At 66.3% G+C, this 20,556-nt stretch carries 21 protein-coding genes; 13 read left to right on the top strand and 8 right to left on the bottom strand.

Annotated features, from left to right (window positions below; all coding sequences use genetic code 11):
• Positions 1 to 840: a mycofactocin-coupled SDR family oxidoreductase gene (locus tag JOE30_RS07595; protein ID WP_204870851.1), complete on the bottom strand. Its 840-nt coding sequence runs from the start codon at positions 838 to 840 to the stop codon at positions 1 to 3.
• 82 nt (positions 841 to 922) lie between these two features.
• Here JOE30_RS07595 and JOE30_RS07600 point away from each other — a divergent pair, with 82 nt between their 5' ends.
• The 5 genes from JOE30_RS07600 to JOE30_RS07620 all read left to right on the top strand — a co-directional run bounded on the left by JOE30_RS07600 (position 923) and on the right by JOE30_RS07620 (position 5,794).
• Positions 923 to 1,279, top strand: a complete 357-nt coding sequence (locus JOE30_RS07600; RefSeq protein ID WP_204870116.1) for a DUF4286 family protein — start codon at positions 923 to 925, stop codon at positions 1,277 to 1,279.
• A 111-nt stretch (positions 1,280 to 1,390) separates the two neighbouring features.
• Positions 1,391 to 1,987 carry a nuclear transport factor 2 family protein gene (locus JOE30_RS07605; protein ID WP_204870117.1) on the top strand — a complete coding sequence of 199 codons (597 nt, stop codon included), beginning with the start codon at positions 1,391 to 1,393 and terminating at the stop codon, positions 1,985 to 1,987.
• A gap of 63 nt (positions 1,988 to 2,050) precedes the next feature.
• Entirely contained in the window at positions 2,051 to 3,226 is a 1,176-nt protein-coding gene (locus JOE30_RS07610; RefSeq protein ID WP_204870118.1) for an acyl-CoA dehydrogenase family protein, read from the top strand.
• 10 nt (positions 3,227 to 3,236) lie between these two features.
• The gene (locus tag JOE30_RS07615; RefSeq protein ID WP_204870119.1) at positions 3,237 to 4,277 is read left to right on the top strand and encodes an acyl-CoA dehydrogenase family protein; all 1,041 of its coding nucleotides are present in this window, start codon (positions 3,237 to 3,239) and stop codon (positions 4,275 to 4,277) included.
• On the top strand, positions 4,277 to 5,794 hold the full coding sequence (locus JOE30_RS07620; RefSeq protein ID WP_204870121.1) for a class I adenylate-forming enzyme family protein: 1,518 nt from the start codon (positions 4,277 to 4,279) through the stop codon (positions 5,792 to 5,794). Before JOE30_RS07615 ends, JOE30_RS07620 begins: the two co-directional genes overlap by 1 nt.
• 43 nt (positions 5,795 to 5,837) lie before the next feature.
• On the opposite strand, the gene JOE30_RS07625 is transcribed toward JOE30_RS07620, so the two are convergent.
• From JOE30_RS07625 to JOE30_RS21665, 4 genes are all read right to left on the bottom strand, one after another.
• Positions 5,838 to 7,097 (bottom strand): NAD(P)/FAD-dependent oxidoreductase, encoded by a 1,260-nt coding sequence (locus JOE30_RS07625; RefSeq protein WP_204870123.1) that lies wholly within the window; start codon positions 7,095 to 7,097, stop codon positions 5,838 to 5,840.
• Between the two features lie 63 nt (positions 7,098 to 7,160).
• The gene (locus tag JOE30_RS07630) at positions 7,161 to 7,472 is read right to left on the bottom strand and encodes a 2Fe-2S iron-sulfur cluster-binding protein (protein WP_204870125.1); all 312 of its coding nucleotides are present in this window, start codon (positions 7,470 to 7,472) and stop codon (positions 7,161 to 7,163) included.
• A gap of 84 nt (positions 7,473 to 7,556) precedes the next feature.
• Positions 7,557 to 8,420, bottom strand: a complete 864-nt coding sequence (locus JOE30_RS07635; protein ID WP_204870126.1) for an SDR family NAD(P)-dependent oxidoreductase — start codon at positions 8,418 to 8,420, stop codon at positions 7,557 to 7,559.
• A gap of 54 nt (positions 8,421 to 8,474) precedes the next feature.
• Complete coding sequence (locus JOE30_RS21665; RefSeq protein WP_204870127.1) at positions 8,475 to 8,669, bottom strand: ferredoxin; 195 nt, start codon at positions 8,667 to 8,669, stop codon at positions 8,475 to 8,477.
• Between the two features lie 173 nt (positions 8,670 to 8,842).
• Here JOE30_RS21665 and JOE30_RS07645 point away from each other — a divergent pair, with 173 nt between their 5' ends.
• Genes JOE30_RS07645 through JOE30_RS21260 form a run of 3 tightly spaced genes read left to right on the top strand, consistent with a single transcriptional unit; the run spans position 8,843 to position 11,825 of the window.
• Positions 8,843 to 10,105, top strand: a complete 1,263-nt coding sequence (locus JOE30_RS07645; protein WP_204870128.1) for a cytochrome P450 — start codon at positions 8,843 to 8,845, stop codon at positions 10,103 to 10,105.
• Entirely contained in the window at positions 10,102 to 11,031 is a 930-nt protein-coding gene (locus JOE30_RS21255; RefSeq protein WP_239532515.1) for an alpha/beta hydrolase, read from the top strand. The genes JOE30_RS07645 and JOE30_RS21255 overlap by 4 nt, the downstream gene beginning before the upstream one ends.
• Entirely contained in the window at positions 11,028 to 11,825 is a 798-nt protein-coding gene (locus JOE30_RS21260; protein WP_307806097.1) for an enoyl-CoA hydratase/isomerase family protein, read from the top strand. The genes JOE30_RS21255 and JOE30_RS21260 overlap by 4 nt, the downstream gene beginning before the upstream one ends.
• Here JOE30_RS21260 and JOE30_RS07655 read toward each other — a convergent pair.
• Complete coding sequence (locus JOE30_RS07655; RefSeq protein WP_204870130.1) at positions 11,813 to 11,962, bottom strand: DUF1059 domain-containing protein; 150 nt, start codon at positions 11,960 to 11,962, stop codon at positions 11,813 to 11,815. The two genes, JOE30_RS21260 and JOE30_RS07655, sit on opposite strands and share 13 nt — an antisense overlap.
• Before the next feature lie 153 nt (positions 11,963 to 12,115).
• On the opposite strand from JOE30_RS07655, the gene JOE30_RS07660 reads away from it, so the two are divergent.
• Both JOE30_RS07660 and JOE30_RS07665 read left to right on the top strand, forming a co-directional pair.
• Complete coding sequence (locus tag JOE30_RS07660) at positions 12,116 to 13,741, top strand: NAD(P)/FAD-dependent oxidoreductase (protein ID WP_204870132.1); 1,626 nt, start codon at positions 12,116 to 12,118, stop codon at positions 13,739 to 13,741.
• A 76-nt stretch (positions 13,742 to 13,817) separates the two neighbouring features.
• Positions 13,818 to 14,561, top strand: coding sequence for an enoyl-CoA hydratase/isomerase family protein (locus JOE30_RS07665; RefSeq protein WP_204870134.1), 744 nt, complete (start codon positions 13,818 to 13,820; stop codon positions 14,559 to 14,561).
• Between the two features lie 49 nt (positions 14,562 to 14,610).
• Here JOE30_RS07665 and JOE30_RS07670 read toward each other — a convergent pair whose 3' ends face one another.
• Entirely contained in the window at positions 14,611 to 15,549 is a 939-nt protein-coding gene (locus JOE30_RS07670) for an alpha/beta fold hydrolase (protein ID WP_204870136.1), read from the bottom strand.
• A gap of 122 nt (positions 15,550 to 15,671) precedes the next feature.
• Between JOE30_RS07670 and JOE30_RS07675 the strand changes: the two genes are divergently transcribed.
• Positions 15,672 to 16,628 (top strand): alpha/beta hydrolase, encoded by a 957-nt coding sequence (locus JOE30_RS07675; protein ID WP_204870138.1) that lies wholly within the window; start codon positions 15,672 to 15,674, stop codon positions 16,626 to 16,628.
• Between the two features lie 45 nt (positions 16,629 to 16,673).
• Here JOE30_RS07675 and JOE30_RS07680 read toward each other — a convergent pair whose 3' ends face one another.
• Complete coding sequence (locus JOE30_RS07680; protein ID WP_204870140.1) at positions 16,674 to 17,516, bottom strand: enoyl-CoA hydratase/isomerase family protein; 843 nt, start codon at positions 17,514 to 17,516, stop codon at positions 16,674 to 16,676.
• A 144-nt stretch (positions 17,517 to 17,660) separates the two neighbouring features.
• On the opposite strand from JOE30_RS07680, the gene JOE30_RS07685 reads away from it, so the two are divergent.
• Together JOE30_RS07685 and JOE30_RS07690 are read left to right on the top strand one after the other, a co-directional pair.
• On the top strand, positions 17,661 to 18,488 hold the full coding sequence (locus JOE30_RS07685) for an SDR family NAD(P)-dependent oxidoreductase (protein WP_204870141.1): 828 nt from the start codon (positions 17,661 to 17,663) through the stop codon (positions 18,486 to 18,488).
• 237 nt (positions 18,489 to 18,725) lie between these two features.
• A complete protein-coding gene (locus JOE30_RS07690) occupies positions 18,726 to 20,510 on the top strand; it encodes an NAD(P)/FAD-dependent oxidoreductase (RefSeq protein ID WP_307806098.1) in 1,785 nt (594 codons plus the stop codon).
• Positions 20,511 to 20,556: the final 46 nt, after the last annotated feature.

Genomic DNA, 20,556 nt, shown 5'->3' on the forward strand with positions numbered 1-20,556 from the left:
CTACTTGACGGCGCCGCCCGCGTCGACCGGCAGGGTCACCCCGGTGATGAACTTCGCTTCGTCGGAGGCGAGGAACAGCACGGCGTTGCTGATGTCCTCGGGCTCGGTGTAGGGGACCGGCAGCAGGTGCATCGTGGCCATCGCGACCTCCGCATCCGCGGCCGTCGGATGGGGCAGGTCGGGGCGGAAGGCGCGGTAGAGCGCGTCGTGCATGATCATCGGAGTTTTGACGTTGCCGGGGTGGACGGTGTTGACCCGGATCATGTGTGGGGCGAGCTCGTGGGCGTACGAACGCATCATGCCCACCAGCCCGTGTTTGGACTCTCCGTAGCCCCCGCCGGCGCCCAGCGCACGCAGTCCGGCCATCGAGCTGGTGATGATGACGGAGCCGCCGCCGCCCGAGTCGATCACGTGCTGCTTCGTCGCCTCGACCGTGCAGAAGACGCCGGTCAGGTTGACGTCGACCACCTGACGGAACATCCGTACACGCGTCTCGGCATCGGCGTCCGCCGACATCGAACCGGTGATGCCGGCGTTGGCGCAGACGATGTCGAGCCTTCCCAGCTCGGCCACCCCGTCGTCCACAGCCTCCTTCAGCTGCGTGAAGTCACGGACATCAGCTCGTCGAGCGACCATCCGTCGACCGAGCGCCTCGACACCGCGCACCGTTTCTGCCAGATCGTCCGGCGTCGCCATCGCATAGGGCACACCGTCGATCTGCTCGCAGATGTCGATGCCGATGATGTCGGCCCCTTCGGCGGCCAGCGTCAGCGCATGGGAGCGGCCCTGGCCGCGCCCGCTCCCGGTGATGAAGGCAACCTTGCCGTCGAGTCGACCCATGATGTGCTCCTCGTTGTGTGCCATGTGGACGCGTAGAGTGTACTCAATACTGAGATCGTCCGGACAGAATCGAAGGAGCACCATGGAAGGCTTGTCCCTCTACATCGTCCAGACCAATGCGGTCGAAGGACGCGACGACGAGTTCAACGAGTGGTACGACTCGACGCACGTCCCGGACGTGCTGTCGATCGACGGTTTCGAGTCCGCGCAGCGGTTCACGCGCTCGACGGCACTGGACCGACCCGACGTCCCGACGCCGCCGTACGAGTACGCGACGCTCTACGAGATCAGCGGTGACCCGGTGGAGGCTCTCGGCAGGCTGGGTGCCGCAGTGCAGGGTGGGCAGATGGAGCTCTCGGACGCCATGGTGCCCGGTAGTGGATCTCTGTTGCTCACTCCTGTGGGTGTCAAGGTCGTCGCGCCGAACCGTGGTGAGTGACCAAAGCTATGTGCCAACACTGTATTAGGTATACTTTTTAGCGCGAGTGTCCAACACTGCCGGACGGAGGTCGACGCTCCGGGCCCGGCCCTGACGAACAAGGGGTACGAGATGACCGACGGCCTGGAAGACCTGCTGCGGCGTGTGAAGCGACTCGAGGACGAGAGGGAGATCCGCGAGCTTCTCTCCCGGTACGCGTTCGCGGCCGACTTGGGGTACGCAGCCTCGTATGTCGACCTCTACGCCGAGGACGGGCGCGTCAACCTCGGTGCGGGGCGCTTCGGCGCGCCGCGCGACGGGCGGACCGCGTACGTCGGGCACGAGGAGATCTGGGAGTTCATCACCGACACTCCGCATGTCGAGCAACAGGGCAACTGTCAGCACCATGCGTTGACCGGACCGCTGATCCTGCACATCGACGGCGACGACGCTATCGCCGAGGGCTACTCGCTCGTCATCGTCAAGAGCGACGAGGACAGCCGCCGCACCCGTAGTGCCCGACCGGTCAAGCCGGCCATCAACATCAGCGGTGCGAACTTCAATCACTGGACGCTGCGTCGCATCGACGGCAGCTGGAAGATTCAGGAGCGGCTCAACCGTGAAGTGGGCGATCCCCTGGCGTATCAGGTGGTCGGCACGACCATGCGCGGCGCAGAGCCCGACGACGTCAGCGTCAACCCGTTCGGCTCCTCGGGCCCACAGGGCTGAGATGCGCTGAAATAGGTGGGTCCTTCATGACCAGACCCGTCCTTAGAAGAGTATGCTCAATTCATGCAGATCGACTTGGACCAGGCTGATGCCGACTTCCGGGACGACGCGGCCTCCTGGTTGCGCGCCCACGTGCCCACCGATGAGCGCCCACCCACCGGCGAGTCCATGGTCGACTTCGACCGCGCATGGCAGCGCTGCACGTTCGACGGAGGATGGGCGGGTGTGTCCTGGCCGGTCGAGCACGGAGGCCGCGGACTCTCCCTCCTCCAGCAGCTGATCTGGTGGGAGCAGTACGCCCTGTCGGGTGCTCCACACATCGGCGTGTTCTGGGTGGCGACGAGTCACGCCGGACCCACGTTGATCCTGAACGGAACGCCTGAGCAGCAGCAGACGCACCTACCCGCGATCCTGCGGGGTGAGTCGACCTGGTGCCAGGGCTTCTCCGAGCCGTCGGCGGGCTCCGACCTCGCGGGTGTCCGGACCACGGGACGTGTCGACGGCGACGACCTCGTCGTCAACGGGCAGAAGATCTGGACGACCCATGGGCAACACAGTGACTTCCAAGAGCTGTTGGTCCGAACCGACAGCGACCCGAGCAGCCGCCACAAAGGGCTCACCTGGGTCATCTGTGACATGAACACTCCCGGCATCGAGGTGCGGCCCATCATGACGATGGCCGGTATCCCGCACTTCTGCGAAGTCTTCTACGACGATGTCCGCATTCCCCTCTCGAACGTCGTGGGTGGTGTCGGCAACGGCTGGGCCACGGCGATGTCGACGCTCTCGTTCGAGCGCGGTGCCGGTTTCGTGGTCGAGCAGATCCGGCTTTCCCGATATCTCGACGAAGTCGTCGACCATGCCGAGAACCACACGGGTCCCGACGGCAAGCGCGCCGCGATCGAGGACGACGAGATCTACCGTCGCATCGCGTCGGCCCGGTCCGAACTCGCGGCTCTGCGTGCCGTGACGTACGCGGCAGTCTCGCGCAACCGGGTGACCGGCAAACCGGGGCCCGAGGGATCGATGTCGCGTCTGCTGTTCGCCGAACTCGAGCAGAACGTGCGAGCACTGGCGATGGACGTCGTCGGGCTCGACGCGCTCGAATACCAGATGCCGTTCACCCCGCAGGCGTGGTCGGGAGAGTGGCTGTACTCGCCGTCCGCGACGATCGGAGCCGGCACGTCGGACATTCAACGCAACATCATTGCCAACCGCGTCCTCGGACTGCCCCGCTAACGGAGACATTGTGAACCTCGAACCCACGCAAGATCAGAACGATCTCGCCGCGACAGTCCGCAAGTTCATCGATGCCGAGCTGCCGCTGTCGATGCTGCACCGACCGGTCGAGGCCGACCGTCGCCGCAGAACCTGGATGCGGACGGCCGACCTGGGATGGCTTGCCCTCGGTGTCCCGGAGAGCTCGGGCGGGGTGGGACTCGGCCTGGCAGACGAGACCTTCCTCCTCGAGGAACTGGGTCGCGGTCTCGTGAGTGGGCCGTACCTGCCGACGATGCTCGCGACACAGCTGGCCGTCGCGAACGACGCTGCCGATCTCGTCGAGGAGCTGAGCTCCGGGGAGCGCCGCGCCGGACTTGCCGTCGTCCGTGGCGACGACGAGCCGCTCGTCGTGGTCGACGGCATCGACACCGACTACCTGCTGCTGTGGTCTGCGGACGCCGTCTCGCTGATCCGTACGCCCGACGACCTGCAGGACATCGCGTCGTTGGATCCCGGTACGGCCTTCGGCCACGTACGGCGTCCCGAGTCCGACGCGCTACTCACCGCTGACGACGCGACCGTGAAGGCCCTGCACTCTCGGGCGGCCGTGCTGACAGCGGCGCAGCTCGCCGGGATGCTTCAGGCCATGCGTGACATGTCGGTCGGGTATTGCAAGACCCGGACGCAGTTCGGGAAACCCATCGGCAGTTTCCAGGCCGTGTCGCGGCGCTGTGCCGACATGGCAGTCCGCGCGTGGTCGTCGACGTCGCTGGCTCGCATGGCGGGTCTGTGCATCGATGCAGGACGGGTCGACGGCCCCTACGTCGCCGCGACCGCCAAGACCGTCGCCGGCACCGGCGCGGCAGCCAGCGCGAAGGACAACATCCAGAATCTCGGCGGCATCGGCTTCACAGGCGAGCACGACGCGCACTTGTTCTACAAGCGCGTGCGGATCATCGACACGGTGTGGGGGGACTCCCGCCACCAGGCCACTCAGGTCAACGACGGCTACCCGGGCATCCTGGGAATCGGCAGCGACCACGGCCTGAGCCTGCGCGGAGAGTACTGATGACAGGCCCGCTCAACGTCCCGTCGAGGCTGCGAGCGATCGCGTCGCGACGAGGTCACCAGATCGCACTGATCGATCCGTGGGGACACACGACATGGACCGAGATGATCGACGGCATGGACGGTGTCGCCGCGGCGCTGCGCGGCACAGGCCTGACGGCGGGCGACCGCGTCGCAATCGCCATGGAGCCGTCGACGACCTACGTGACCGTGGTCCTGGGTGCACTCGGAGCCGGCTTGGTGCCGGTGCCGATCAACACCCGTCTGACCCCCTACGAGATCGCGGCCTTCCTCGAACCCATTCAGCCTGCTCTGGTCGTCACCGACCACACACATGTCGAGACGGCACGGGCCACCGGCTACGACGTCGTCGTGTTGGCGGCGTCGCACTCGACGACGGATCTGCGCGCACGTCTGGCGCCCTTGGCCGGCGAGCCGACGGTGTTCGCGCCTGTCTCCGAGGACGCACCTGCGATCATCTTCGCGACAGGCGGCACGACCGGCATTCCCAAGGGAGTCTGGTACGACCACCGTGGCCTGTGGCTGTGGTTGAACGCGTCCGCGGCATCGAACCCGGGAACGAGGTTCGATGTCGAGCTGTACTTCGCACCGTTCTTTCACATCGCTCTGGGCACGAACCTGCTCTCTCGCCTGTTCGCGGGCGGAACCGTGCACATTCTGCGCAAGTTCGACGTGACTCTCGCGCTCGAGGCCATCGCCCGAGGTGCCACTCGGATCACCGGCGCACCGACGATGTTCGCGGCCATCAAGTCCCACGAATCGTTCGACTCGACTCCGCGCGGCAGTATGCGAGCAATCCGACTGGGTTCGATGGCAGCCAACGCCGACTTCATCGCGCAGGTCATGCTCGACTACCCCACCGCTGCGATCCGCACGGGGTACGGAGCCACCGAGTTCGGACCGCTCATCGGCGTGGAGCACGAAGACCTGGTCGCCGGGCGGCTGACCGGCATCGGTAGACCCCACCCGGGAGCCGACGCGCGCATCCTGCGCGCGGACGGCACCGAGGCCGACTGCGGGGAGGTGGGCGAGATCGTGGTCAGCGCGCCCTGGCAGAGCCGCGGGTACTGGGGCAGACCCGACGAGACCGAGGCGACCTACACCGCCGAGGGGATCCGTACCGGAGATCTCGGTGCGGTCGACGACGACGGCTGGTTCTCCATCAGTGGACGTCTGAAGGAGATGGTCATCACCGGCGGGGAGAACGTGTTCCCCACCGAGGTCGAGGACGTGCTGCGTCGCCACCAGGCGGTCCACGACGTCATCGTCTACGGCGTGCCCGACGAGTACTGGGGCGAGCGGGTCGAGGTCGGAATCGTCTGCACCGAGGGCGGGGACGTCGAGCTCGACGAGTTGCGCGAGTTCGCGCGGCCCTACCTCGCCGGCTACAAGCTGCCGAAATCGCTCGTCCGCATTCGTGAGGTACCGCTGACGACAGTCCAGAAGCCCGACCGCCGGGCCGCGCGAGCTGCGTCGATCGAGAGCTCGTCCGTCTGACGTTCGCGGGGAGCAGGCCGCGCGGCCCGGCGGACGCGACCGGTCAGGCCGAGACTCCGCGAGCAATGTCCTTCAGTGCGGCGTCGGTGTCCTGGAGCTGATCCACGGAGAACTCCTGCTGCAGCGCGACGATCTTCTTGCACCAACCGAAGTCACGTGACGAGTTGACGGCGTCCGCCGCCACCACGACGCCCTCACGCAGATAGAAGGCGATGAAGCTCCGCGCACTCATGTCACCCCGCACGGCGACCTGATCGTGGCCGGCCGAGAGCCCCACCATCTGGAGCTTCAGGTCGTACTGGTCCGACCAGAACCAGGGCGGCGACTGGGTCGGCGCCGCGGCCTGCATCACGGTGGCTGCCGCCACCCGCGCGTGTTCGAGCGCGTTAGGCACCGACTCCAGACGGATCGTGGTCCCGGCGTGCACGGAGGGAAAAGCGGCGCAGTCGCCGATCGCCAGGACGTGCGGATCACTCGTCCGGCAGTGCTCGTCGACGACGATGCCGTTCTCCACGAGCAGCCCGGCCGCAGCGGCCAGCTCGACGTTGGCGACTCCGCCGATACCGGCCACGACGAGATCGCAGGGCAGCACTGTTCCGTCGTCGCACAGCACCTCGGTGATGTGACCGTCCGGTGCGAAGGTGAACCCGGCGACCGAGGTGTCGAGCAGGATCTCCACGCCTTCGTCGTGATGCACTCGGCGGTAGAACTCGGACACCACCGGGGCCGTCACGCGTGCGAGCAGACGGTCCTGTCCCTCGATCACCGTGACGGCCACGCCACGGCCGCGCGAGGACGCGGCGACCTCCAAGCCGACATAACCGCCGCCGACCACGACGAGACGAGCGCCCGCGCGCAGCTGGGGACGCAGCCTCTCGGCATCGGCGACCGAGCGCAGGTAGTGCAGATTCGGTGCATCGTCGGGGACGGCGATGCCGATCGACGCCAGGGTCCGCGCTCGCGCCCCCGTGGCGAGGATCAGAGTCTCGTAGGTCGCAGTTCCACCATCGGCGAACGTGACGACCCGATCGGTCGTGTCGATCTCGACGGCACTCGCTCCCAGCAGGGTGTCGATGCCGGCCGATTCGTAGGCTTCGGCGCGACGATCGAGGAGATCGTCCAGATCCACCTCGCCGGTCAGCAGTCCCTTCGACAGCGGGGGGCGGCGATAGGGAAGAAGGGGCTCGTCGCCGGCTACCAGGATCGCGCCCGTGTGGCCGAGACGTCGCAGGGACACCGCGGCCTCGCCGCCGCCCTGCCCGGCTCCGATGACGAGTACGTCGGTGGTGTGCGTGCTGCTCACGATTGATCCGTCCAGCTGGTCGTGGTGGGTGGGGTGGAATCGAGGCCCTGGCGGCCGGAGACGTCAGAGCTGGGAGGCGGGCACGCGGACGACCGTGGAGGTCTCGCCGCGCAGGTTCAGCTGGCAGCTCAACCGGCTCTCCGGCTCCGGGTCGACGGCGCACTCCAGCATGTCGGCCTCCTCGGCGGTGGGCGGCTGGAAAGGCGACTGGTCGTCGACGTAGACGTGGCACGTCGCGCACGTCAGCTCGCCCCCACAGTCGGCGATGATGCCGGGGACGAGATTGTCCATGGCCGACTGCATGACGGAGGTGTCGTCGGCGACGTCGACGACGTCTTCGCGACCGTCGGCCTGGATGAAGGTCACACGGGGCATGTAGGTCTCCTCGGGAGATCGAAAGTGCAGGGGAGAAGGCGGATGTCGATGGGGACGGGCACGGTGACCGACCGAGCGCCGAGGTCAGACATCGACCTCGGGAGTCTCGTCGTTCAGGGTCCATCGGTCGGGGAACGGGATGGACACCCGCGCGTGCTGGCCGCCGTCACCGGTCGGTATCGCGGTCCCGGACATGTACTGGGACTCGTCGCTGGCGAGGAAGATGACGGGCCAGGCGTTGTGGGCGAGGCTGGGCGGTTCCGGGATCCGGAGCGGCATGACCGCGTGGGTGGGGTCCCAGGGGCCGGCCATCTGCTCGTACGACCGACCGAGCACCGGTGCCTCGGGGTCCTGCCCGAAGTTTGCCGACATGCCGTGGGTGGGGCAGGTCGCGTTGACGCGGATGCCGTACTTGCCGAAGTCGTACGCGGCGGCACGCACGATCCCGATCGCACCCGTCTTGCCGGCGACGTACGCGCCGAAACCCGGGTAGGCCACGAGAGCGGAGGCCGAGGTGGTGACGACGATGCTTCCTCCGCCGGTGGTCTTCATGGCGCGGACCGCGTGCTTGATCGTGAGGAAGACGCCGAGGAAGTTGACATCGTTGACGGTGTTCCACTCCTCGACGGTGACGTCCTCGAACGCGACGGAACCGAAGCCGGGAACGGTCACACCGGCGTTGGCGTGCGCGACGTCGAGCCGGCCGTAGGTGTCGACCGCATGGGCCACGCCGGCTTCGATGTCGGACTCACTGGTGACGTCGACTCGAATGCCCGATGCGGTGCCGCCTGCGGCTTCGATCGCCTCGACGACCGGCGCGATCCGCGACTCGATCTTGTCGGTCACGACGACCCTGGCCCCCTCCTGAGCTGCGAGGAGGGCAGTCTCTCGCCCGAGGCCCGATCCGGCACCCGTGATGAGCATGACCTTGTTCTGAAGTCGGTTCATGGTGTCTTTCGTGTCGGTGGATGGGCGCCGGTCCGGCGCCGGGTGTCGTGGGCGCTACTCGACCACGCGGATGGCGGCCTCGGGGCATGCGCCGGCACCGACTCGTGCCTGCGATTCGTGTCCCGGGGCGACCTCGTTCGAACCTTCCTGGGCGATGTAGCCGATCTCGTCCGAGGAGTACACGGCCGGGGCTTCGGTGTAGCAGCGTCCGTGCCCTTGGCACTTGGCGTTCTCGACGACGATCTTCACTGTTCCTCCTGGATGGCGTTCAGCCCGGTCGACGGCGCCCGGATCAATTAAGGATACTGTGATGCGGGATACACTACGCGTATGGTGCGCATTACTCAGACCAGATCGGCTGAAAAACCACCGTAGCCTCAAAACCGCATCCTCTTATCGCTCTTACATCTGAAGGAGACGTCATGACCGACGCGACTGTCACGGAGAGTCCCGACTTCGACGTGCCCGATCACGTGCCAGCCGAGCTGGTCAGGGTGTTCGACCATTTCAACGAGCCCGGTCTGAAGGCGAATCCGGTGACGTTCTACGACGAGATTCGCCGTAGCGACCACCCCACCTTCTGGAGTCCTGTCTTCGGAGGGTTCTGGGTCCTGACCCGTTTCGACGACATCAAGACCGTGCTGCAGGACGCCGAAGGCTTCAAGAACGAGCACATGAGCTTCCCGGGCAAGAGTGTGTGGCCCCGCAAGCTCATCCCGGTCGAGCTCGACCCGCCGCTGCACATGCCGTACAAGACCGTCGAGGCGAAGGCGTTGTCGCCGGTCAAGGTCCGCGACCTGGCGCCGGCCATCACGACCGACGTCAAGGAGCTTCTCCAGCCGATCCTCGACAACGGTTCGTGCGAGTTCTTCCATGACTTCGCCCAGCCGATGCCCACGACGGTGTTCTGCCGGTTGTTCGGTCTGCCCATCGAGCAGGCAACCACCTTTCTGCAGTGGGAGACCGACCTGATCCACGGGAGCCAGCACGGCGACAGCGCCACGCTCCGGCTGGAGGCGGGACTCAAGATTCAGTCCTACCTCGAGGGGCTGATCGCCGACCGGCTCGAGAATCCCGTCGACGACCTGATCTCGATGTTCACCCAGTCCGAGGTGCACGGTCGCCGCATGACGCCCGACGAGACGCTGGACATGTGCTACCAGCTGTTCATCGCCGGTCTGGACACCGTCACGAGTGCGCTGTCCTTCTGCTTCTCGTTCCTCGCGACGCACCCCGAGCATCGTCGGCAGTTGTACGAGGATCCGTCGCTCGTCCCCAACGCGATCGAGGAGCTGATGCGCACGCACAGCTTCATCTCGGGCAACCGAGTGGCGCAGGCGGACGTCGAGGTCGGCGGAGTGCTCATCAAGAAGGGTGAGACCGTTCTCTACGCCCTCGCGTCCGGATCGCGTGACGAGTCGCTCGTCGAGCACGCGGACACCGTCGACTTCACCCGCGAAGGCATCAAGCACCTCGCATTCGGGATCGGTCCCCACCGGTGCGTCGGATCCCACCTGGCGCGGATGCAGCTGCAGATCGTGATGCGTGAGTGGTTCGCCGCGACGGAGGACTTCGAGCTCGCCGAGGATGCGGAGATCGTCTACCGGCCGGCCGGCTCGTCGGGCATCATCCACCTGCCGCTGGTCGTGACGCCCAGAGCCGTCGATGCGGGAGCATCCGCATGAAGGTGACTTTCGACAGTCTCGGCCTGGAGTGCGCGGCAGATCTCTACTTGCCGGAGGGTGCCGACCCCGACGCAGAGCTGCCCGGAATCGTGCTCGGACACGGCTTCGGTATGGGCAAGGCGGCGCTGGTGCAGCAGGGCCGGCACTTCGCCGCGGCGGGATTCGCCGCATTGTCGATCGACTACCGCTACTTCGGAGAGTCGGGGGGCGAGCCGCGCGAGAAGAACTTCCCACTCGACAAGGTCGAGGACTACCGCAATGCGATCAGCTACCTCCAGTCACGACCCGAGGTCGACGCGGACCGGATCGGGATCTGGGGGACGAGCTTCTCCGGCGGCACCGTCATCCACGTCGCGGGTGTCGATCGCCGGGTCAAGGCCGTCGTGGCCCAGGTGCCGGTCTCCGACGGCCGCGGGTGGCTGCAGGTGTTACGGAACCCGAGCCAATGGGAGGAACTGCTCGACGAGCTCGAGGCCGACCGCCGCGGCAGGTTCGCCGGTCAGCCCTCCGGCACGATTCCGTCGATCGGTCTGTCGGGCGAACGAGCAGTCCTGCCGTGGAAGGGACCCCGTGACACGTCGATGACCACCTCGGTGCCGATGGCGCTCGAGTCGCTCGAGAAAGTGGCCGAATGGCGGCCGCTCGCATTCGCCCGGGAGATCGCTCCGCGTCCGGCCCTCGTCATCGCAGGGAGTGGCTACGACGTGATCCATCCGTTCTCGATGGCGCTGGACGTGCACGCTGCCCTCGAGGAGCCGAAAGAGCTGACGGTGCTGCCGTTCGAGGGCATGGCCTTCTACGGTGGGCCGGGGCTCGTGGCGTCGTTGGCCGTGGCGACGACGTTCTACCGGACCCACCTGGGTTCGACGGTCGCCGAGAAGCAGAAGGCGCTCGAGCCGACGGCCGCATCGGATTCCGACCGGTGACCCGCGCGGACCGCGACCGGCCCGCCTACTTCGACGCCTACCCCACGATCGCCTTCGATCGCGACGATCTGGGCGTCCTGACGGTCAGGCTGCACAGCGACGACGGCCCGGTCAGGTACTCGCCGCAGCACCACCACGACTGGGTGCGGGCGTTCGTGGACATCGCGGACGACCGCGACAACCGCGTGATGATTCTGACGGGCACCGGGGACAGCTTCATCGACGTCTTCGCCTGGGACGAGCGCACGGCGGACGCCCAGATGTGGGACGTCATCTACTACGAGGGCAAGCATCTGCTCCGGCGGCTGCTCGACATCGAGATCCCCGTCATCGGGGTGGTGAACGGAGCCGCGACGATCCACGCCGAGCTCGCCCTCCTGTCGGACATCACCCTCGCGTCCGAGAGTGCGATCCTGCAGGACAAGGCGCACGTTCTGGCCGGCTCGGTCCCCGGGGACGGCGTCCAAGTGGTGTGGCAGGAGTTGCTCGGCCCGAACCGCGGACGGTACTTCCTGCTCACCGGTCAGGTGTTGTCGGCGGCGGAGGCGCTCGACCTCGGTGTCGTCAACGAGGTCATGCCTGCGGGCGAGCTGATGCCGAGGGCGCGCGAGCTCGCGCGCGAATTGGCTGCACGGCCCGTCCTCCAGATGCGCTACACCCGGGTCGTGCTCACCGGCCGATTGAAGCGGCTCATCGACGAAAGTCTCAGCAACGGTCTGGCCGTCGAGGGCCTCGCGATACTCGACTCCGTGCGGCTCGCACAGGAGGCCGCCGCAGCGAATCAGGACGAGTGAGCCAGGAACAGGATCTCGAGCCGCGAATAGGTGCGGCCGGGATGGGCTTCGGCGAGATGTTTCTCCGTGCGATCGACCAGCTGGTCGTCGTCGGTCGCGTCGATCGTGGTGCCACAGGGACAGTGGAGACTTCTCATGGTGTCGGTGCCCTTCCGGGGCGGTAGTGGTTCAGGCATATTAGGCAATTAAGTGCACTCATACCGATGTCGCGGTACAGTGTCCAGCAGCGGATGGGGACCTTCTCCGCTAAAACTCCCGTCAATAGAGAATACTGTAGAGAAGAGCACTAGATGTTCGAAGAGGTCGTGGACGTGCCCGAGACTGCTCGGGAATTCGACGTGGTCGTGGTGGGTGCAGGCATCGGAGGCCTCTATGGCGTGCACCGCTTCGCGAGTCAGGGCCTGAGCGTCCTCGGGCTGGAAGGTGCGTCCGGCGTGGGCGGCGTCTGGTTCCACAACCGCTACCCCGGGGCACGGGTCGATATCGAGAGCTTCGACTACTGCTACTACTTCTCCTCCGAGCTCTACAACGAGTGGGAGTGGAGCGAGCGCTACGCGACCCAGTCCGAGCTTCTGCGCTACCTCAACCACGTTGCAGACCGGTTCGACATCCGTCGTCACTTCTTGTTCGAGACCTGGGTCACCGGCGCGCAATGGGACAAGGAAGCGTCGCGCTACCGCGTGACGGTCAGCTCTGGTGACACTTTCACCTGCCGATTCCTGGTCATGGCGACCGGAAACCTCTCCGCGGCGCGCGATCCGCAATTCCCCGGCCTGGAGAAGTTCCAGGGCGAGTGGGTTCAGGCATCACACTGGCCGGACCGCGAGGTCGAGTTGGCCGGTCGCCGGATCGGCGTCATCGGCACCGGCTCGTCCGGCGTGCAGACAGTCCCGGTCGTGGCGAAGGTGGCCGAGCACGTCACGGTGTTCCAGCGCTCTCCCAACTTTTCGGTGCCTGCCCACAACGGGCCGATGTCCAAGGACACGTGGGACCGCATTCGGCAGGACGTACCCGGCGAACGTGCAGCTCTGATGGCGAGCGCGGGAGCGCGGCACGTCAGCCCCGGTACGTCGAACGCCGCAGATCTCACGCCTGAGCAGCGCGAAGAGCTCCTCGAGAAGTCGTGGAGTTACGGCGGGCACGTGTTCCAGCGGACCTTCGCCGACCAGGGCACGGACGATTTCTCCAACAGCGTCGCAGCCGAGTTCGTGAGGAACAAGATCCGTTCCATCGTCGACGATCCCGAACTGGCCGAGAAGCTGTGTCCCAAGGATCATCCCGTCGGATCCCGCCGACTGTGCGTGGACACCGATTACTACGCGACGTACAACCGCGACAACGTGACACTGGTCGACGTGTCCGAGCACGCGATCGAGCGTTTCGACGAGACCGGGATCATCACGGCCGACGGGACCCATCACGAGCTGGACCTGGTCATTTTCGCGCTCGGATTCAACGCTTTCACGGGTGCCATCGACAACGCCAACATCCGCAACGCCGAGGGTGCCTCGCCCACCGACCACTGGGATCGCGGTCCTCGCACTCTGCTCGGCATGACGACGACGGGATTCCCCAACCTGTTCATCTCGACCGGTCCCGGCAGCCCCGCTGTGCTCGCGAACCTGACCGTCCACAACGAGCAGTGCATGGACTGGATCGGCGACTGCATCGCCTACCTCGACAAGTCCGGCTATGCCACGATCGAAGCGAGCGAGGAAGCGCAGGACGAGTGGACCGCCCGCGTCGCAGAGGCGGCCGGTTCACTGCTGCGTCTGCGCACCAAGAACTACATGGTGCACGTCAACGCCGACGACCAATCGCGCGTCTTCATCCCTTACGTGGGCGGGTTCGGCAACTACGTCGCCAGGTGCAACGAGATCGCCGAGAACGGTTACGAGGGTTTCGTGCTCAAGTGATTCTCGCGTCGTTCCGCCCCACCCCAGTCCGCATCACACGACCAGGGCGGATCCGTTCCGTCCGAGAGGATCTCACATGACGGACAGCGTGACATGGGAGCTACGAGGCCGAGCAGCGGTGGTGACCATCCGTCTGCCGCAGGTCCGTAACGCTCTCGGACCCCGCGAGGCCGCCCTGCTCGGCCGGACGATCTCGGCGGCCGCGGCCCACCCCGATGCCCTGGGGGTCGTGTTGACCGGCGAAGGAGCCTTCAGTGCCGGTGGTGACCTTCCGGCCATTGTCGAGGCGATCGAAGGCCGCGACGCCGCAGGCGTCTCGGAGTTCGTCTATCGCGACTTCCAGTCGATGGTGCGCGCTCTCCGCGAGTGCCCGATTCCGACCGTGGCTGCGGTGGACGGTGCGGCGATCGGGCTGGGACTCGATCTCGCGCTGTGGTGCGACGCGCGGTTCCTGGGACCGAAGGCCAAGCTCGCGCAAGGATGGGCCACATTGGGGCTGATCCCGGGCACGGGTGGCGCGAAGGTGCTGCAGGAATTGCTGCCGGGTGCGCTGTGGCACCTACTCGGGCAGCGACCGATGAATGCGGACCAGGCCGCCGCGCTGGGGGTGGGAGTGCGTTCCGACGACGCCCTCGCAGCGTCGGTCGACCTCATCGAGGGGTGGGTCCCGGTGGGACGTCCTGCTCTCGAGGGTTACGCCGCGCTGTCGAGGAGTCATCTGCCGGATGACACCTACCTGCAGGAGTGCGCGCGCATCCAGGGACAACGGCTGACGTCCGAGTCGTTCGCCGTGACCGCACAGGCGATCCTGGCGCGCTGACAGTCGCCGCGCCGCGCGGCTCACCAGTGGGTGAGGCCCAGCGCGGCCTTCAGGCGCCGGCTCGTCTCTGCGACGCTCGATCTCGTTCGACCGCGCCTATGACGGCGTCACGTACGAGTTCGGGCTGATCCAGGACCAGGTGGTGGTGACCGCCCGGAATGGCTGCGCTGGTGGACAATCCGCCGACCATCACGTCCGCGTCGCGGACGGTCTCGTGCGAGACGAGCGTGCTCTCGGCACCGTGGAAGAAGTCGACGGGGCACGAGAGGTCGCGCAGGTGACGAGCGACCTCGTCGTCGCAGAAGCGCTGGGCGATGGCAGGGTCGAACCGCCAGCGCCACGCCCCATCGCGCTCGACGATGCCCATCTCTGCGACGTGGCGTACGGCGGCAGGGTTGATCCAGGGCTGAGGCGGAAGCAACCGGAACGCGTCGAGGATGTCGTCCCTGGTCGCGTAGGGACGCAGTGGCTTTCCCGGGATCCCGCGCACCTTGGCACCACCGTGGGGGGTGGGGATGCGCACTTTGCTGTCGAAGGTGACGACCCTGCTGACCCGGTCGGGGTGAAGGGCGGCCGTCGCGTAGGTGACCAGACCGCCCATGCTGTGACCTACGACGACGCAGCGTCCACCCGCGACCTGACGGACGACCTCCGCGACTTGGCGGGCCCAGCCGGCCGGGCTGTAATCCTCGTGGGGCTCGCTGAGGCCGTGCCCTGCGAGGTCGAGCGTCACGACGCGAAGCGAGTCCGCGAGTCCGGCAGCGAGGACGGCGTGCCACCAGCCGCGGTGTGCGCGGGCGCCGTGGACGAGCACAACCGCGGGACTCGCGGGGTCGCCACGCACGTCGTAGTGCACATGCCGACCGTCGACCGACAGGGACCCCGACTCCTGCGCCGGCGGAACGACGAGTGGATCGCCTGCCGTCTCGGCACAGGCGGGAGAGTGCCCGGAGGCGGAGAACGGCGAGAGGGGCGACAGCTGGGACACGCCAACAGTATACTCAATTAGCGACCGGGTATCAGGATATCGATGCAGGTACAACGGTCCCCGGCCCTGGTCGTCGATTCCGTCGCGCCGACCCCGTGATGTCTGCCAGGAGAAGGAGTGCCATGTCGGTCCCGCTCGAGGAGCACGTCCGCCGTTTCATCGAGGGGGCCGGCGCCACCGATCCCTTTCCGGCAGGCGCGAGGTTCGGCTCGCGCGAGGCAGCCGAGCACCTGCAACGCATGCGCAGTCGGGTACGGCCACCGCGGATCTCCGATCCGATCGACCGCGTGCTGGAGCTCCGGACGTCCGCAGGCACCGCAGTACGGGTGTACGTGCCTGCATCGGACGATTCGGAGCGCGTGCTCGTGGTGTACCTGCACGGCGGAGGGTGGGTGAGCGGAGACCTCGACATGCATGACCCGACCTGTCGTTCCCTCGCCATCGGTGCCGACGCTGTCGTCGTCAACGTCGACTACCGGCTGGCGCCCGAGCACCCGTATCCGGCTCCTCTGGACGACGCCGCCGAAGCTGTGGAATGGGCGATCGCGCACGCCGAGTCTTGGGGCGCCGATCCCTCGCGCACGGTTGTCGCGGGCACGAGCGCGGGGGCCAATCTCGCTGCAGCGGTTGCTGTCAGGCGTGCGGAGGCGGTCGCCGAACCAGCTCTGTTCGGCCAGGTACTGATCTACCCCGTCCTCGACGCGGCGATGCAGACCGCCTCGTACCGCGAGAAGGCGGAGGGCTACTTCGTCACGGCTGACCACTTGAGATTCTTCTGGGACGCGTATGTCCAGTCCGACGTCGATCGCGCGCATCCGCACATCTCCCCGGGGCTCGCCCCGGATGTCTCACAGCTCCCGCCGGCGGTCGTGGTCTCGGCCGAGCACGATCCGCTGCGGGACGAAGCCGACGCCTTCGCCGAGCGGATGCGATCGGTCGACCGACTGCTGGCGCACTCGCAGGTGCCGGGTCAGATCCACGGCTTCTTGACGGCGTTCGCCGACAGCCCTGCCTCGACCTCGACCCTGCGACTGGTGATCGACAGCCTCGTGAGGATGCGGACACTCCCGACCGACTGAGCCTCGTGACCGACCCGGCATCGCGTCCTCCTGCCTGCGCGGGCGTCAGGCACCCGTTGCGTGGGTCGCGTCGGGATCGGGGTTCCACTGCGGCTCGCGCTTCTCGACGAAAGCGCGAGGGCCTTCGATGAAGTCGGGGTGGGACCACTGCAATCTGATCAGCGCCCACGCGTGCTGCAGTGACTGTTCGTAGCTCGCCTCCAGTGAACCCCAGATGGCTTGCTGTGTGAGTGCCATCGCCTGCGGGGAGTTCTTCGCGATCGAGAGCGCGATCTCCCGAGCCTTCTCGAGTGCTCGGCCCGGCGGAACGAGCTCGTCGACGAGACCGAGTTGGTAGGCGCGCTCGGCGCTGAGCCGGTAGTCACGACCCTGCAGACTCATGCGCAGCGCCGTCCCGAGCGGAAGCCTCTTGGCCAATCCGATGTTCTCGAGACCGCCGACCATGCCGATGTTGACGTGGGTATCGAGGAACTGGACGTGGTCACTGGCCACGACGATGTCTGCGTCGACGACGTGGTGAAGGCCTCCGCCGGCAACGGTGCCGTTCACGGCCGCGATGACGGGCTTCCACACCTTGTTGTGTCGTGCCGACCAGAACACTGTCTGGTCGAGCGGTGCGTTCGCGGCCACCGAGCTGTCCGATGCGGCAATGCCGACGTCGGCCCCGGTGGAGAAATGCCGGTCGCCTGCTCCGGTGATGATGACGACGCGAATCGAGTCGTCGTCACGGACGTCCTCCCAGACCGCCCGGATGGGACCGAACATGCCTTTGTGCATGGAGTTGCCACGTTCGGGACGGTTGAGGGTGATCGTCGCTACTGGTCCGTCCTTCTCGTAAAGCAGTCCGTCGAGATCTCGGGCGACGTCGAGCTGGTGCCACTTGACCATGGGTTCTCCTTGTAGGGTCGAGCCGTTTCTCTAATAGAGTATGCTAATAATCCGAGATCATCAGGTCCACGTCATGGTGTCGATGCCTGTCCGAGGGTGCCGTGACCCAGTGCCGCTACGCCGATGTTCAGGAGAATTATGGGGATGCTCGACGGTGCGGCCATCGTCGTCACCGGAGCCGGAGCAGGTCTGGGGCGGGCGTATGCAGAAGCCATCGCCGCCGCGGGTGCGCGGCTGGTCATCAACGACGTCGATCGCGACGCGTTGGCCGATGTCGCGAAGAGCCTGGAAGCCGCTGGACACGCGGTGGAGGTGGTGGCCGGCTCGGTCAGCGACTGGGATGTCGCGGCACGCCTGATCACGACGGCTGTCGATGTGTACGGCTCGGTCGACGGCGTGGTCAACAACGCCGCTGTCTTCCAGCTCGGCGATCCGCGCGAACTGACCGAGAAGGCGCTGCGCACGATCGTGGACGTCAACGTGCTCGGGAGCAGTTTCGTTGCGCTCCACGCGTACCGGGTCATGCGGGAGCAGGGTCGCGGTTCGATCCTCAACGTGGTGTCCGGGGCGCATGTGGGCATTCCCGGCATGACGGCCTACGGACTGACCAAGGGTGCGGTCGCCTCGCTGACCTACAACCTGGCTGTGGACGCGGCAGGTACGGGGGTGAGCGTCATGGCGCTGTCGCCGGTCGCACAGACCGGCATGGGCGTCGGCGTCGGCGCGCGGGCGGACGGCGTGCAGCGTCCGCAGCCTGACCGGATCGCGCCGGCGGTCGTGTACCTGATCAGCGAGCGGGGCCGTCACCTGAACGGGCAGGTCGTCAGGTTCGACTCGCACTCGTTGTCGTTGATGCAGTTGCCGAACTACCGCACCGAGCGGATCACCGACGACATCGACACGGCCGAGGGCATCGGTCGCGTCCTCGAGACCCGTCTCTCGGCCGACGTCGAGCCGGTGGGTCTCTACTGAGGTCGTTCTCGCGCGATGCGCGCTCTAAATGGTGGCAGCGGTACACGTCATTGAGCACACTGTGTCATTGCCTTTGGGCGTTATGCGCAGCCCGTGCTTGCTTGTATATCTAAACAGGACACTGATATGGTTCAAAAATGACGTGAGTCACACTCCCGCTCACACCGACGGGGAGTTCTTGTCTCCTTTCCACGTATCCGAACGGATGGTCAGTACGTGTCGATCGAAGTGTCCTCTGTGTCCGACCCGACCTCCCTTTCCGGCGCCGAGCTCGATGCAGTGACCGCACGGTGGGTCAGCGGTTTCGAGCTCGCGTTGAGCCGAGCTGACGACGGCGCAGTCCGCAGCCTGTTCCACGACGATGCCTGGTGGCGGGATCTCTTGGGGTTCACGTGGGATCTGCGAACCGCGCACGGGCTGAAGCAACTCGACAGCGCAGTATCGGAACGCGCCGGCCAATCGGGGCTGTCGATGGCAATGATCGGGAACGCCTCGCTGGTCGACGCAGGTACCGAGCCCTGGATCCAGGCGATGTTCACGTTCACCACAGACCTCGCGCACGGACGTGGAGTGCTGAGGTTGGTGCGCCGTGACGACGTCTGGAAAGCCTGGACCGTGATGACTGCCATGGACGGGCTTGTCGGCCACGAGGAGCTCACGGGCGCCAACCGTCCCCACGGCGGAGCGCACGGCACCGATCGCTCGCAACGCAACTGGGCCGAATCTCGCAAGCTGAAGCGCGAGTTCACCGCGTCCGAGCCTGCGGTCGTGATTGTGGGCGCAGGACATGGTGGTCTCGGCCTTGCTGCACGACTCGGTTGTCTGGGGATCGACACCCTCGTGATCGATCGCAATCCACGGATCGGCGACAGCTGGCGGAACCGATACGACTCCCTCGTCCTCCATGATCCGGTCTGGTACGACCACTTGCCGTATTTGCCGTTCCCGTCCAGCTGGCCCGTCTATTCGCCGAAGGACAAGTTGGCCGACTGGCTGGAGTCGTATGCCGCCACGATGGAGCTCAATGTCTGGACGGGCACGGAGCTGCGCGCGAGCGACTACGACGCTGATTCCGGCCAGTGGAGCGTGACCCTCGAGAGGGCCGACGGCACTACCCGGGTGGTTCATCCCTCTCACCTCGTTCTGGCCACAGGGGTCAGTGGGACCGAGCCGAACATTCCTGAGATCGCCGGTGCCGACACGTATGCGGGAATGCTGTGCCATTCGCACGGCTTCCCCCATGGCGAAGACTTCTCCGGGCGCAAAGCTGTGGTGGTCGGCAGTTGCAACAGCGGCCACGACATCGCTCAGGAACTCTACGAACGTGGTGCCGACGTCACGATGCTGCAGCGATCGCCTACCTACGTGGTGAGTGTCGCGAGCGCGGCCGTCCCCATGACCGGTCTCTACGACGAATCCGGTCCGCCGACGGACGTCGCCGACCTCCTCGGGGCGTCATTCCCGTTCACGGCTGCGCCTGAGATGCACCGCGCCACCACGGCGGCGATGGCGGAGTTGGATTCGGACATGATTGCAGCACTGGAGGCGTCCGGTTTCTTGGTGTCGTCCGGGATCGACGGAACGGGTGCTATGGGACTCTTCCTCCACAAGGGCGGCGGGTACTACATCAATGTCGGTACCTCCGAGCTGATCGCTGCGGGCGAGATCAAGATCAAGGCCGGCACCGAGATCGACACGTTCACCGAGGCAGGGTTGGAGTTGTCCGACGGGAGCGCGCTCGACGCGGATGTCGTCGTGCTCGCCACCGGCTACCGCGGAATGCTCGACACGGCCCGACGGCTCCTCGGCCCGGACGTCGCTGACAGATGCGGACCGGTGTGGGGGCTCGACGACGAGGGTGAGCTGCGCGGCGTCTGGCGCCAGTCAGGGCACGACGGCCTGTGGTTCATGGGCGGCAATCTCGCGATGGCTCGCTTCTACGGCAAATTTCTCGCGCTCCAGATCAAGGCGGTCGAAGAAGGTCTCGTCGGGGACGCATCGCGCGCTCGCCCTGCTCTGTGAACGGTCTTCTCGACGAACGGTCTCACCAGCTACAGGAGGAAATTCG

Origin of the sequence: Rhodococcus sp. PvP016 (assembly GCF_017832185.1) — a bacterium.
Lineage (GTDB): Bacteria > Actinomycetota > Actinomycetes > Mycobacteriales > Mycobacteriaceae > Rhodococcoides.